The organism is Enterobacteriaceae bacterium ESL0689, assembly GCA_029433525.1.
GTDB lineage: Bacteria > Pseudomonadota > Gammaproteobacteria > Enterobacterales > Enterobacteriaceae > JAQTIF01.
Genome location: JAQTIF010000001.1, coordinates 647,064 through 661,211, shown reverse-complemented (window position 1 = coordinate 661,211; position 14,148 = coordinate 647,064). Strand labels below are relative to the sequence as shown.

At 50.2% G+C, this 14,148-nt stretch carries 12 protein-coding genes and 1 pseudogene; 10 read left to right on the top strand and 3 right to left on the bottom strand.

Features of this window, described 5'->3' with window-relative positions; all coding sequences use genetic code 11:
- Positions 1 to 170 precede the first annotated feature (170 nt).
- Together PT300_03295 and PT300_03290 are read right to left on the bottom strand one after the other, a co-directional pair.
- Positions 171 to 1,238 (bottom strand): FliC/FljB family flagellin, encoded by a 1,068-nt coding sequence (locus PT300_03295; protein ID MDF7679687.1) that lies wholly within the window; start codon positions 1,236 to 1,238, stop codon positions 171 to 173.
- Positions 1,239 to 1,490: 252 nt separating this feature from the next.
- Positions 1,491 to 2,558 (bottom strand): FliC/FljB family flagellin, encoded by a 1,068-nt coding sequence (locus tag PT300_03290; protein MDF7679686.1) that lies wholly within the window; start codon positions 2,556 to 2,558, stop codon positions 1,491 to 1,493.
- A 269-nt stretch (positions 2,559 to 2,827) separates the two neighbouring features.
- On the opposite strand from PT300_03290, the gene fliD reads away from it, so the two are divergent.
- The 6 genes and pseudogenes from fliD to PT300_03260 all read left to right on the top strand — a co-directional run bounded on the left by fliD (position 2,828) and on the right by PT300_03260 (position 8,503).
- Positions 2,828 to 4,225, top strand: a complete 1,398-nt coding sequence (gene fliD / locus PT300_03285) for a flagellar filament capping protein FliD (protein ID MDF7679685.1) — start codon at positions 2,828 to 2,830, stop codon at positions 4,223 to 4,225.
- A 17-nt stretch (positions 4,226 to 4,242) separates the two neighbouring features.
- Complete coding sequence (fliS, locus tag PT300_03280; protein ID MDF7679684.1) at positions 4,243 to 4,653, top strand: flagellar export chaperone FliS; 411 nt, start codon at positions 4,243 to 4,245, stop codon at positions 4,651 to 4,653.
- A 2-nt stretch (positions 4,654 to 4,655) separates the two neighbouring features.
- Positions 4,656 to 5,021 carry a flagella biosynthesis regulatory protein FliT gene (fliT, locus tag PT300_03275; GenBank protein ID MDF7679683.1) on the top strand — a complete coding sequence of 122 codons (366 nt, stop codon included), beginning with the start codon at positions 4,656 to 4,658 and terminating at the stop codon, positions 5,019 to 5,021.
- A 146-nt stretch (positions 5,022 to 5,167) separates the two neighbouring features.
- Positions 5,168 to 5,824: pseudogene (locus PT300_03270) on the top strand (Rpn family recombination-promoting nuclease/putative transposase).
- A 599-nt stretch (positions 5,825 to 6,423) separates the two neighbouring features.
- Entirely contained in the window at positions 6,424 to 8,109 is a 1,686-nt protein-coding gene (gene ltrA / locus PT300_03265; protein MDF7679682.1) for a group II intron reverse transcriptase/maturase, read from the top strand.
- Positions 8,110 to 8,257: 148 nt separating this feature from the next.
- Positions 8,258 to 8,503, top strand: coding sequence for a hypothetical protein (locus PT300_03260; protein MDF7679681.1), 246 nt, complete (start codon positions 8,258 to 8,260; stop codon positions 8,501 to 8,503).
- 197 nt (positions 8,504 to 8,700) lie between these two features.
- Here the strand turns inward: PT300_03260 and fliE are convergent, their stop codons facing one another.
- A complete protein-coding gene (gene fliE / locus PT300_03255) occupies positions 8,701 to 9,015 on the bottom strand; it encodes a flagellar hook-basal body complex protein FliE (GenBank protein ID MDF7679680.1) in 315 nt (104 codons plus the stop codon).
- A 329-nt stretch (positions 9,016 to 9,344) separates the two neighbouring features.
- Here fliE and fliF point away from each other — a divergent pair, with 329 nt between their 5' ends.
- The 4 genes from fliF to fliI are packed head-to-tail and all read left to right on the top strand — an operon-like array spanning position 9,345 to position 14,143.
- A complete protein-coding gene (gene fliF, locus PT300_03250) occupies positions 9,345 to 11,063 on the top strand; it encodes a flagellar basal-body MS-ring/collar protein FliF (GenBank protein ID MDF7679679.1) in 1,719 nt (572 codons plus the stop codon).
- Positions 11,060 to 12,052, top strand: coding sequence for a flagellar motor switch protein FliG (gene fliG, locus PT300_03245; protein MDF7679678.1), 993 nt, complete (start codon positions 11,060 to 11,062; stop codon positions 12,050 to 12,052). Before fliF ends, fliG begins: the two co-directional genes overlap by 4 nt.
- Positions 12,045 to 12,782, top strand: coding sequence for a flagellar assembly protein FliH (gene fliH, locus PT300_03240; protein MDF7679677.1), 738 nt, complete (start codon positions 12,045 to 12,047; stop codon positions 12,780 to 12,782). The genes fliG and fliH overlap by 8 nt, the downstream gene beginning before the upstream one ends.
- Positions 12,782 to 14,143 carry a flagellar protein export ATPase FliI gene (gene fliI / locus PT300_03235; protein MDF7679676.1) on the top strand — a complete coding sequence of 454 codons (1,362 nt, stop codon included), beginning with the start codon at positions 12,782 to 12,784 and terminating at the stop codon, positions 14,141 to 14,143. The genes fliH and fliI overlap by 1 nt, the downstream gene beginning before the upstream one ends.
- The last annotated feature ends 5 nt before the right edge of the window (positions 14,144 to 14,148 follow it).

Below are 14,148 nucleotides of genomic sequence, written 5' to 3'. Positions count from 1 at the left end.
GGCGGAACAACGATACAAAACGATGGCTGTTTAATGCAATGGGCGCAAACCGGCGGCGGCGATAACACCGCAGGTACGATTGAGCCTGTCAGAAAATAAGGGAGTACATCGCGGTACTCCCTTGTGATTTATCCGCTACAGGGGGAAGATCCCCTTGTGTCAAGGAGTGCTCAGCGCAGCAGAGACAGAACGTTCTGGGTAGACTGGTTAGCCTGCGCCAGAACCGCAGTACCGGCCTGTTGCAGAATGTTGGCACGGCTCATGTTCGACACTTCCGTCGCATAGTCCGCATCCTGGATACGGGACTGTGAGGAAGAGAGGTTATTAACCGTGCTGTTGAGGTTGTTGATAACCGAATCGAAACGGTTCTGTACCGCACCGAGAGCAGAACGTAACTGATCGACATCAGACAGTGCCGCATCCAGTTTAGCGATCGGCGGTTCACGCATGGTGACGTCATCCCCTTCGGTGACTTTACCATCAGCTGCAACAGTTGCCAGCTTGTAGGTTTTCTTCCCGTCAGTATCGGTGGTCTGAACGTACAAGGCATCATCACCTTTATCGTCTTTACCCGAAACCAGCACTTTACCGTCCGCTAAGGCACTACCTGCTTTATCATAAGCAACCGTTGTCGGTGCACCTTCCGCAGGTGAAGAGACCTTAATCTTGGCGCCATCAGCGATTTCCTGTCCGGCAACCGGTCCACGGATAGTTACGTCGAAACCGGTCAGTCCCAGCGTTTCTACATTGATCTGCTTCAGACCGATATCGATGGTTTCACCGTCGTTTGCGCCCACCTGAATGGTCAGGCTCTGATCTTTGCTCAGTACCTTCACACCGTTGAAGTCAGTCTGGTCAGAGATACGGTTGATTTCAGCCAGACGCTGAGTGATTTCATCCTGGATGGATTTCAGGTCGCTGGCAGAGTTAGAGCCATTCTGCGCCTGAACAGTCAGACGACGGATGTTTTGCAGGTTGTCGTTAACTTCGTTCAGGGCACCTTCTGTGGTCTGAGACAGAGAAATACCGTCGTTCGCGTTACGTGATGCCTGAGTCAGCCCTTTGATGTTCGCGGTAAAGCGGTTAGAGATTGCCTGACCTGCGGCATCGTCTTTTGCGCTGTTAATACGCAGACCAGAAGACAAACGTTCAATGGCCGTTCCCAGAGAGGCCTGAGATTTATTCAGGTTGTTTTGCGCCATCAGAGAAAGGCTGTTAGTATTAATGACTTGTGCCATGATATATCTTCCTTAAGTATTCGTTACACACCCGGTAACGAAAAGCGATTAATTTGGGTGAATCTACCCCGGCATTCATTGCCGTCCTTTACTATATCGACCAGAATGTGAACTCTCTTTAGCCATTTTTTCATCTTTTTATTGCGTAAATGGCAGTCAGATAAACTAAAAAAACCCAGCGGCACAAGGCACACTGGGTTCGTTTCACATCCGGTTAATGCGTGATAGTGACTATCACACAACTGCGGATCATTAACGCAGCAGAGAAAGCACGTTCTGGGTAGACTGGTTAGCCTGTGCCAGTACCGCAGTACCTGCCTGTTGCAGGATGTTAGCGCGGCTCATGTTAGACACTTCTGTCGCGTAGTCCGCATCCTGGATACGGGACTGTGACGCAGACAGGTTGTTAACCGTGCTGTTCAGGTTGTTGATAACAGAATCGAAACGGTTCTGTACCGCACCGAGAGCAGAACGTAACTGATCGACATCAGACAGTGCCGCATCCAGTTTAGCGATCGGCGGTTCACGCATGGTGACGTCATCCCCTTCGGTGACTTTACCATCAGCTGCAACAGTTGCCAGCTTGTAGGTTTTCTTCCCGTCAGTATCGGTGGTCTGAACGTACAAGGCATCATCACCTTTATCGTCTTTACCCGAAACCAGCACTTTACCGTCCGCTAAGGCACTACCTGCTTTATCATAAGCAACCGTTGTCGGTGCACCTTCCGCAGGTGAAGAGACCTTAATCTTGGCGCCATCAGCGATTTCCTGTCCGGCAACCGGTCCACGGATAGTTACGTCGAAACCGGTCAGTCCCAGCGTTTCTACATTGATCTGCTTCAGACCGATATCGATGGTTTCACCGTCGTTTGCGCCCACCTGAATGGTCAGGCTCTGATCTTTGCTCAGTACCTTCACACCGTTGAAGTCAGTCTGGTCAGAGATACGGTTGATTTCAGCCAGACGCTGAGTGATTTCATCCTGGATGGATTTCAGGTCGCTGGCAGAGTTAGAGCCATTCTGCGCCTGAACAGTCAGACGACGGATGTTTTGCAGATTGTCGTTAACTTCGTTCAGGGCACCTTCTGTGGTCTGAGATAGAGAAATACCGTCGTTCGCGTTACGTGATGCCTGAGTCAGCCCTTTGATGTTCGCGGTAAAGCGGTTAGAGATTGCCTGACCTGCGGCATCATCTTTGGCGCTGTTAATACGCAGACCGGAAGAGAGACGCTCGATCGCCGTTCCCAGAGAAGCCTGAGATTTGTTCAGATTGTTCTGAGCCATCAGGGAGAGGCTGTTAGTATTAATGACTTGTGCCATAATTATTTCCTTACGAGTCTATTTATTGCGCCCGTCGCAACCAACGGGCCCTTTTAACTTCGGCTGTAATTGCCGTCCCCACTGATATCGTCTGCTAATCCACAAATCTTTAGCCATTTTTATAACTTTTCATCGACAGCGCCATCAAACGGCTATTTTCTTCTCTATATTGCCCGTCGTTTTTTCTCTTTGCCGATAAACTTTTTTTTCCGCGCGCCGATAACGGCAATAGCAAATACCACCCTGTCATTCAAAGAGGAGTATTCATCATGGCAAGCGTCACTTCCCTGGGCATTGGCTCTGGACTGGATCTGAATAGCTTACTGGTCAGCATGAGCAAAGCTGAACAGCAACGTCTGATCCCTTACACTACGCAGCAAGCCAGCTACAAAGCAAAGATTACCGGCTACGGCACGCTGAAAAGCGCGTTAGAAAAATTTGATAATTTAACCAAAGAGATATCGAAACCGGAGTTCTTTAAGAACACCACCGCCAGCGAACATGCGGCGTTCAAAGTAACCACCAATGATAAAGCGGTGCCGGGTAACTATGCGGTAGAAGTGGTGAGCCTTGCGCAGGCACAGACCCTGACGACTCAGGCCAGTATCAGCGATCAGGACGCGAAATTAGGCGCCGCTGGTGTCAGCGACCGCTCACTGACCATCAAAGCCGGTGGTAAAGAGACGACCATCAATCTGAGCGATGATCAGACCTCACTGACCGGAATGCGCGACGCGATCAACAATGCGGATGCCGGTGTTACCGCCAGTATTATCCGTGTCGGTGATAACGATTATCAGTTAGCGATCACCTCTTCCACCACCGGTGAGAGCAATACCGTTTCATTAAAGGTTAACAACGATAACCAGCTGGGCAACGTACTGAACTACGATCCGACCAGCAGCAGTAACAGCATGCAGCAGACGGTGGCGGCACAGGATGCGGAAGTGGTGGTCAATGGCACCCGTATCAAACGCAGCACTAACTCGATCAGTGATGCGTTGCAAGGGGTGACTATCGATCTGAAAAGCACCACCAAACCCGGCGATACGCAAAACCTGGTGATCAGTGCCGATAAAACCCAGACCACCGACAAAATTAAAGAGTGGGTAAACAGCTATAACGCGCTGCTGGATACCTTTAATTCGCTGACCAAATACACGCCCGTCAAAACCGGTGAGGCGCAGAAAAACGATAATGGTGTCCTGCTCGGCGATAGCACGGTTCGTGGTGTTCAGTCATCCATTAAAAATATCCTCAGTAGCGCCCAGGATAATCCGGAGCTGCAGGGATTAGGCAACCTCGGTATTTCCACCGATGCCAAAACCGGCAAACTAACGGTTGACGAGAGTAAACTGAAAAAAGCGATTGAAGAAAAACCGGATCAGGTGAGCAATTTCTTCGTAGGTAACGGTAAAGATACCGGTATGGCGACGGTTCTGCATAACGAAATCGAGAACTATACCAAGAGTGGCGGCATCATCGAGACCTCGACCAAGAGTATCAACAATACCCTCGATCGTCTGAATCAGCAGATTGACGCTGTAAGCGACAGCATTGAGGCGACGATTGAGCGTTATAAACAACAGTTTATTCAGCTGGATACCTTAATGGCCAAGATGAATAGTACCAGCAACTATTTGGCGCAACAGTTTAAAACCTCTTAATCAGGTAAAAAAAACAGATGTATAACCGTAGCGGCACACAAGCCTATGCTCAGGTTGGCCTCGAAAGCAATGCTTTAAGCGCTAACCCACACCAGCTGATCACTATGTTGTTCGATGGCGCACTGAGCGCCCTGTTGCGTGCAAAAATATTGATGGCACAAGGTGATATTGCGGGAAAAGGGACTGCCTTATCGAAAGCCATTAATATTATTGAAAACGGTCTGAAAAGCGGTCTCGATCCGCAGAAAGGGGGCGAACTGACCGATAACCTGATGGCACTGTACGATTATATGATCCAGCGGCTGATGCAGGCCAATCTGCGCAACGACGGTGCCGCTATTGAAGAGGTCGTGACATTGCTGGAAAATATCGCTGATGCCTGGCGACAGATCGATCCGATAGCGCAACCATCGCAAGGGGGCAAGTGATAATGGATAACCCACAGCTCTTCACGGCCTGGCAGCAGGTTCATGTCTTCAGTCAGCAGATCCTCAATTTCGCACAAGCTGGCGAGTGGGAAAAGCTGATTGAGCTTGAGCTTGCCTACATCACCGCAGTAGAAAATACCACCAATTCTGCCAGCGAAGCCCTGGCTGAGTCCGCTGAGCAAGAGCTACTCAACACGATGCTACAGCAGATCCTCGCCAATGAAAGCGAGATCAGACGCCTGATGCAGCAGCGGATGGATGAACTGAAAACCCTGATAACACAATCCATTCGTCAGCAAGCGGTGAATCATACCTATAGCGAACTCAGTGGCAGCATGTTATTGCCCGGCGAACCACAAGTCAGATAACTTTCATTTATCATCACTCAAAAACAGTGCCGACAGGATTTCTCAACTATCGGCCTGTTTATTGTCGTTGGTATTATTAAGCAATCGATTTCTCACCCAATAATTCAGACTGTGATAATATCTCCCTGTCATTTTTCAACCCAGGGATGATGATGAAAAACCGCTCCCCCACTCCCCACGATGCCACATTCCGGCAGTTTCTGACGCAACCGGATGTTGCCCGTGATTTTATGGAGATCCATCTGCCGACAGAACTGCGCGCCATTTGCGATCTCAGCACCCTGAAGCTGGAATCCGGCTCATTCGTCGAGGATGATCTCCGTCAGTATTTCAGCGATATTCTCTACAGCCTGAAAACCAGCACTGGCGATGGGTACATTCACGTCCTTGTGGAACACCAGTCGACGCCAGACAAACACATGGCCTTTCGTCTCATTCGCTATGCCGTGGCGGCCATGCAGCGCCATCTTGAGGCCGGGCACAAGAAATTGCCACTGGTGATACCGCTACTGTTCTATACCGGTAAACGCACCCCCTATCCCTACTCCACCCACTGGCTGGACGAATTTGATGATCCAGCACTCGCTAACCAGCTCTACAGCCGGGCTTTTCCGCTGGTCGATGTTACCGTTATTCCCGATGATGAAATCGCAGACCACCGCAGTATGGCCGCCCTGACACTGCTACAAAAGCATATTCATCAGCGGGATATGGCCGAACTGGTCGATCGGCTGGTGCCCATTTTACTGGCCGGATATCTTTCTTCATCGCTGGTCGTATCACTGGTACACTATATCGTACAGGTGCGACGAGAAGTCGCTTAACATATTGTTTTAAGAGTAAATTCTATAAAACCTACTGTCCCATCAGTAGTAGCCTATCTGAGATCTTCTTTCTGGTAACGGAAGGTGGATAAGCCTCAGAGACATCGCTTTCCAGTAAATATGGCGGACAACCGTGAGGTATGTTTGTTATTTGTGAGCATCACACAGATAGAAAGTTGGCTGTCTGGCAAGGTTAACACAAGTGAACTGTTGATAAACGTCGTTAGATAGAACAAGCCAAAGATGATGACAGGCTTGAACCAAAAGGTAAGTGATCAGGCTGTTCTTCTTTGTACAAAGAACACATGGGCATCAGAATCACCGGCGGACAGACAGAACCTAACCCAGAACTTGTATGTTAAGTGGAACTCGGTAAGCCCGTATCACTGCCTAATGGGCAAGCTGACCGTAAGGAAAGCCTTTAGTTATGCGGGTAAAGGATGGCGGAAAAAGCGAATGTCACTCTGTAATGGAGCGAATAAGGGTTCGAACTTTGCCCTAATATGAAAATATGCAGACTTCCGTCGAGTCTCTAATCGTGAAAATAGCTGTAAAGTTTTCAAAAGGGAGCAGGCAAGATGAATACATTTCCCCATGTATCTGCGGCTCCGCGCCTTGAAGGATGGCACTCGATTGATTGGGAAATTCATTACCGATTGGTGAGAAAACTACAGTTACGTATCGCGAAAGCAGCCAGGAATAAGCAGTGGCGCAAGGTTAAATCTTTACAGCGTATGCTTGTTCGCTCCTTTTCAGCAAAAATAATTGCTATAAAACGAGTTACTGAAAACAAGGGGAAAACAACCCCCGGTGTTGATGGCGAAGTATGGACAACCCCGACTTTAAAATGGAAAGCCGTCGTACTTCTGAAAAAGACAGGCTACAAACCACGTCCTCTCAGAAGGATCTATATCCCAAAAGCAAACGGCAAACGCCGACCTTTAGGGATACCGACGATGCTTGACCGATCTATGCAGGCTTTACACCTGATGGCACTTGAACCAGTATCAGAATCAACAGCAGACGATAACAGCTATGGGTTTCGAAAAGCCAGATGTACGGCTGATGCAATTGTTCAGTTGCATATCCTCCTTGCGAGGAAGATCGCAGCAGATTGGGTACTGGAAGGGGACATAAAAGGTTGCTTTGACAACATCAGCCACGACTGGTTACTTTCTAATATCCCTATGGATAAGGAAGTGCTGAGGAAATGGCTGAAAGCTGGATTCATGGAAAATGGAGCTTTTTTCCAAACAAAGGCCGGAACGCCACAGGGCGGTATTATCTCTCCTGTTCTGGCAAATATGTGCCTTGATGGTCTGGAAAAGGAACTTATCGATCACTTTGGTCGGAAAGGAACAAAAAAGGCCAACAGTCACAAGGTAAACTACGTACGTTATGCAGATGATTTCATCTGTACTGGTATCTCACCGGAATTGCTTGAAAATGAGGTAAAACCAATCATTGAAGCATTTATGGCAAAGAGAGGACTTACTCTGTCACAAGAGAAAACCAGGATAACAAATGTAGCGGAAGGGTTCGATTTTTTAGGACAAAATATCAGAAGGTACGATGGTAAGTTAATCATAAAACCATCAAAGAAGAACCTGAAAATTTTCCTTAATAAGATACGCGGAGTTGTTAAAAATAACAAAACGGTTACACAAGTCAACCTGATCAGATTACTCAATCCCATTATTATAGGTTGGGTAAACTATCACCGACATGTGAACTCAAAAGTTATTTTTTGTCGTGTTGATCATGAAATCTGGCAAAGGCTATGGCGTTGGTGTAGAAGAAGACACCCTAAAAAGAACTGTCTCTGGATAAAAAAACGGTACTTCATAAGAAAGGATATGAAAGACTGGATATTCAGTGACAGGGATGTTGAAGGGAAGGTACATACGCTCAAGCTGGCATCTTCCACACCAATAAAGCGTCATGTAAAGATAAAAGGTCAGGCAAACCCATACGATCCAGCTTGGGAGCCTTACTTTGAAAAACGCATGGATTATCTTTGGTTACAGAGTCAGCATGGAAGGAAAAAAGTTGTAGAATTATGGAAACGGCAAGGAACATTCTGCCCTGCATGTAACCAGAAAATCTCACAGGAGTCAGGCTGGCACATACATCACTTGATCCCAAAATGTGAAGGTGGAAAAGATCATCTAAGTAATCTGATTCTACTTCATCCTAACTGCCATCGACAAATACACAGTCAGAATGCTGGCTCAATCAAACAAGATGAGCTTCTAGAGATTTGAGCGGAGTGCGGGGAAACTCGCACGCTCCGTTCTTAGGGGAGGATACGACAGTAATGTCGTATCCTTACCCGACGCGGGCGAAACAGCCGACACCGAAGCCCTGGTACGCGAACTGGCACAGCGTGTGCCGCAACACGGAGACACTCTTATGACCATCGCACAACAGCTTGAACAGAAGGGTATTCAGAAAGGTATCCAGCTCGGCAGACTGGAGGGCCTCAATGAAGGCAGGCTTGAGGGCCGCCATGAAGGCAGACTGGAAGGTCGCCATGAAGGAAAGCTGGAAGGAAAGCTCGAAGTGGCCCGCACCATGCTGAAGAACGGTATCGACCGCAATACGGTTATCAAAATGACTGGTCTGACAGAAGACGAGCTAACGCAGATTCGCCACTGATCCTTTGCCTGCTGTTGCTAGTGCAAATACGTTGGCCACAGGTAGCGCGAAGAAAACGCAGCGTACAGGTAGTCGGTGAGCATGCCGGGCACGGACCGGTGCCAGAATGGCGAGCAAATAAGCCTGAAAGAACAGGCTCTGAGTTGAAGTTCCGGTAGCGTAACTACCGGGAATAAACGGCGCTGATGAGTCAGGCGCTAAACCTGCATATTCATCACTTCCTGATAGGCGGCGACCAGCTTATTACGCATCTGAATCCCCATCTGCAGTGACACGGTCGATTTTTGCATATCCACCATCACATCATTCAGACTGACACCGGGAACCCCCAGCTCAAAATCCTGCGCCTGTTTATAGGCTGCTTGCTGAGTATCACTGATTTTTCCCAGTGCCGCGTTCAGTTCGCTGGCAAAACTGACATGATGTGCAGGTACTTCTGGCCCTTTCGGCCCAGCCTGAATGGCCATCGCCTGCATCTGTTGCAGTACGCCTTCAATACCCTGAATCGCCATGTTGTCCTCTGTTTTCTTAGTCGGCTGCTGAATAGCACGCGGCATTCAGCACTTTTTATACTTATCGCCACCCTATCATGTTCATTCTTCCGTGAAATGAATAAGTAGCTATAAAAAATATCAGTTAATCCTGCCATTAAACCAACGCAGGACAACAAATAATGGCATGCCCCGTCATGGGGATATCACTATTGCGATGCTATTCAGATAAAGATGTGTATCAGGGAGTCTGCTTTGTCACATAACGCTAACCATATCCTTCATCAATCGGTCAGGAAACCCTCTTGTCACCTGAGCAAGAACATGTTTTTCGTTGAAGGTTGTCGCCCATGAACGCTACGATCACTGCGGGCGAAAAGAATGACAATGGTCTGCAAACCATCCTGCATCGCCTGCGCACTAATCCAAAAGTTTCGTTGCTGATCAGCGCCGCTGCGGCAATAGCGATTGTTGTTGCCTTACTATTATGGGCGAAAAATTCGACCTACCGGGTGCTGTACAACAACCTTAATGATCGGGATGGGGGAGCTATCGTGACTCAGCTCACCCAGATGAATATTCCCTATCGCTTTGCTGAAAATGGTTCAGCGTTACTGGTACCGGAAGAAAAGGTTCATGAAGTCCGCTTACGTCTGGCTCAACAAGGATTGCCGAAAGGGGGCGCTGTCGGCTTTGAGTTGCTGGATGAGGAAAAATTCGGCATTAGTCAGTTCAGCGAGCAGATAAATTATCAGCGTGCACTTGAAGGCGAACTGGCACGTACCATTGAGTCACTGGGGCCGGTTCAGCGTGCCCGTGTTCATCTGGCACTGCCGAAACCGTCGCTGTTTATCCGCGAACAAAAATCACCGTCGGCCTCCGTGACCCTGACGCTGCAAAATGGTCGTGCGCTGGATGATGAGCAAATCAGTGCCATCGTCTACATGGTATCCAGCAGTGTCGCTAATCTGCCCGCCGACAAAATCACCATCGTCGATCAGGCCGGGCGTCTGCTGACTCACTCCAGTGCGCAAGGCCGGGATATCAACGCTAGTCAGCTAAAATATACTCATGAGGTAGAAAGTGGCTACCAGCGCCGGATTGAAGCGATCCTCTCGCCAATCGTCGGTGCTGCCAATGTCCGGGCTCAGGTCACGGCACAGATCGATTTCTCCCATCGTGAACAAACCGAAGAGCAGTATCAGCCAAACCAACAGCTTGATAAAGCCGCCATTCGCTCACGACAAACCAGCGACAGTGAACAACGCGGCGGCACTCAGGCAGGTGGTGTGCCAGGCGCATTGACGAATCAGCCTACACCGCCAGCCACCGCGCCGATTGAAACTGCCAAAGCGGATGAAGATAACAAAGGTGATACGCAAAATACTCCAGCCGGTAACCCGCCTGCCAGTTCACCTGCGACGGCAAAGACCACCACTACCAGCAATAACGGGATATTAAATAGTCGTCATGATGCGACCACCAACTATGAACTGGATCGTACCATCCGTCATATTCAACAGAAATCAAACTCCGTAGCCCGCTTATCGGTCGCGGTAGTGGTTAACTATCAGGGCGTTGATAAAGACGGCAAACCCAAACCCATCAGCAAGGAGCAACTGGAGAAGATAGAAGCATTGACGCGGGAAGCCATGGGCTACTCCAGTGCGCGTGGTGATACCCTCCAGGTGGTCAATACCCTGTTTACCGATCTCGATAGTGCTCAGGGTGAATTGCCGTTCTGGAAAACGCCGATGTTCATCGACAAGGTGTTTGATATCGGGCGCTACCTGATCGTCATGCTGATTGCGTGGCTGCTGTGGCGGAAATGGATCAAACCGCAACTGCAACAACATCAGACGGTCATGAAAATGGCCGCGACTGCCGCCGCCGCTGCCTCTTCTGGTAACGATGCGGTGATGCCTGAACATCATGAACAGGAACAGCGCCGACGTGCGCAACAACGTGCTAATACTGAAGTCCAGAGCCAGCGAGTGCGTGAGCTGTCTGATAAAGACCCACGTATCGTCGCTCTGGTGATACGCCAATGGATGAGTAACGAACTATGAGTCTGTCAGGAACCGAAAAAAGTGCCATTTTACTCATGACATTGGGTGAAGATCGTGCCGCCGAGGTGTTCAAACACCTCTCTTCACGTGAAGTCCAGCTATTAAGTACCACGATGGCGGGAATGAGCCAGGTTTCCAACCAATCGCTCGACGAAATACTCAATGAATTTGAGGATCATGCGGAGCAATATGCTGTGCTGAACATCAACACCAGCGACTATCTGCGCACTGTGCTGGTCAAAGCGTTGGGTGAAGAGCGCGCCTCCAGCCTGCTGGAAGACATTCTCGAATCGCGCGATACCACCAGTGGTATGGAAGCGCTCAACTTTATGGAGCCACAGAGTGCCGCCGATCTTATTCGTGACGAGCACCCGCAGATCATCGCGACCATTCTGGTGCATCTCAAACGCAACCAGGCGGCCGATATTCTGGCCCAGTTCGACGAACGCCTGCGCAGCGATGTAATGTTGCGTATCGCCACTTTTGGCGGGGTACAGCCTGCGGCGCTGGCAGAACTGACCGAAGTGCTGAACAATCTGCTGGATGGCCAGAACCTGAAGCGCAGCAAAATGGGCGGTGTACGTACTGCTGCCGAAATTATCAACCTGATGAAAACGCAGCAAAGCGAAGCGGCTATCGAGGTCATGCGTCAATACGATGGCGAGCTGGCACAAAAAATTATCGACGAGATGTTCCTGTTCGAAAACCTGGTGGATGTCGACGATCGCAGTATCCAGCGTCTGTTGCAGGATGTGGACAACGAATCGCTGCTCATCGCGCTCAAGGGATCGGCACAACCGCTGCGCGAAAAATTCCTCAAAAATATGTCGCAACGTGCCGCCGATATTCTGCGTGACGACCTCGCCAATCACGGCCCGGTACGTCTGTCGCAGGTAGAAACCGAACAGAAAGCGATTCTGTTGATCGTGCGCCGTCTGGCGGAAAGTGGCGAAATGATCATTGGTGGTGGTGAGGATACCTATGTATAAGCCTAAGCAAATTGACCCACAGCTCTGGAAGCCGTGGTCACTGAAAGACCTGGGCGCATATCAATCCCCCCTGCCCGATGACACCCTATCGGTGGTGCCTGAACAGGCTAATAACGACATCGCGGCGCAAGCCGATGCTGAAGCCAAAGCAAAAGCAAAAGCAGAAGCCGAATATCAACAACAACTGGCGACCCTGCGTCAGCAGGCACAGCAACAAGGCTACAGTGAAGGTCAGCAACAAGGTTACGACGCTGGCTTTGAGGCCGGACGGCAAGAGGGTCATCAACAGGGGCTTCTGGAGGCACAACAGCAACAGCAATCGATTACCGAACGCTGGCAGCAACTGGTCGATGACTTTCAGCAAACCCTCGACTCACTGGACAGCGTGATAGTCTCACGCCTGATGCAGTTAGCGCTGACCGCCGCAAAACAGGTACTCGGTCAGCCCGCGGTTTGCGATGGCACGGCCTTAATCGCCCAAATTCAGCAATTTATTCAGCAAGAGCCGATGCTAAATGGTCATCCACAATTACGGGTCAGTCCAGAAGACTATACCCGGGTGGAGCAACAGTTAGGCAACACCCTGAGTATGCACGGCTGGCGTCTGCTGGCAGATGGTGAACTTCATCCTGGTGGCTGTAAAATCAGTGCCGAAGAGGGTGATCTCGATGCCAGTCTCGCCACGCGCTGGCGTGAACTGTGCCATCTGGTGGCACCTGGAGAGGTGTAATGACCGGACGACTTGGACAGTGGCTCAGCGCACTGGATGCGCAGGAAAAAGAGATCACCCGTACTCCCCTCGTGCGCCGTTATGGCCGATTGATCCGCGCTACCGGATTGGTACTGGAGGCCACGGGATTAAAATTACCCCTCGGTGCCACCTGCCTTATTGAGCGCAAACACGATGGCCATATTCAGGAAGTAGAAAGTGAAGTGGTTGGTTTTAATGATCAACGTCTATTACTGATGCCACTGGAAGAGGTCGAAGGGATTGTTCCCGGTGCCAGAGTCTGCGCGCATACCACTCAGGAAGGAAAAAACGAAGGCAAACAATTGCCGCTCGGCCCAGCGCTGCTCGGTCGGGTACTGGATGCCAGCGCCAAACCCCTCGATGGTCTGCCCTCACCGAGAACCGGTTACTGCGCTCCGCTGACGACCGCCCCTTTCAACCCGTTACAACGTACCCCGATCGAACAGGTACTGGATGTCGGTATACGCGCGATTAACGGCCTATTGACCGTCGGGCGTGGCCAGCGAATGGGGCTATTTGCTGGCTCCGGGGTGGGGAAAAGTGTCCTGCTCGGCATGATGGCCCGTTATACCCAGGCCGATGTGATTATCGTTGGGCTGATCGGCGAGCGTGGTCGTGAGGTAAAAGATTTTATTGAAAATATTCTCGGTGCTGAAGGGCGATCACGATCAGTCGTGATTGCCGCACCGGCTGACGTTTCTCCGTTATTGCGCATGCAGGGAGCCGCTTACGCCACACGGATCGCTGAAGATTTTCGTGATCGTGGTCAGCATGTGTTGCTGATTATGGATTCGCTGACACGCTACGCGATGGCACAGCGCGAAATCGCCCTGGCCATTGGTGAGCCGCCCGCCACTAAAGGCTATCCCCCCTCCGTATTTGCCAAACTTCCGGCGCTTGTCGAACGGGCAGGGAACGGGGTCAGTGGTGGTGGCTCGATCACCGCGTTTTATACCGTACTGACAGAAGGCGACGATCAACAAGACCCGATCGCCGATTCTGCCCGTGCCATTCTTGATGGTCACGTGGTGCTTTCACGCCGTCTGGCGGAGTCGGGCCACTATCCGGCTATCGATATTGAAGCCTCGATCAGTCGTGCCATGACCGCGCTGATTAACGAAGATCATTACCGGCGGATCCGTAATTTTAAGCAGATGCTGGCCAGCTATCAGCGTAACCGCGATTTGATTAATGTCGGGGCTTATGCCGCCGGGAGCGATCCGCTACTGGATAAAGCCATCACGCTCTATCCGCGTATGGAGACTTATCTGCAACAAGATATTTTTGAACGCTGCAACTATGACGATGCCTGTCAACAGCTACAGCAGTTAATTGCTTAACGTCA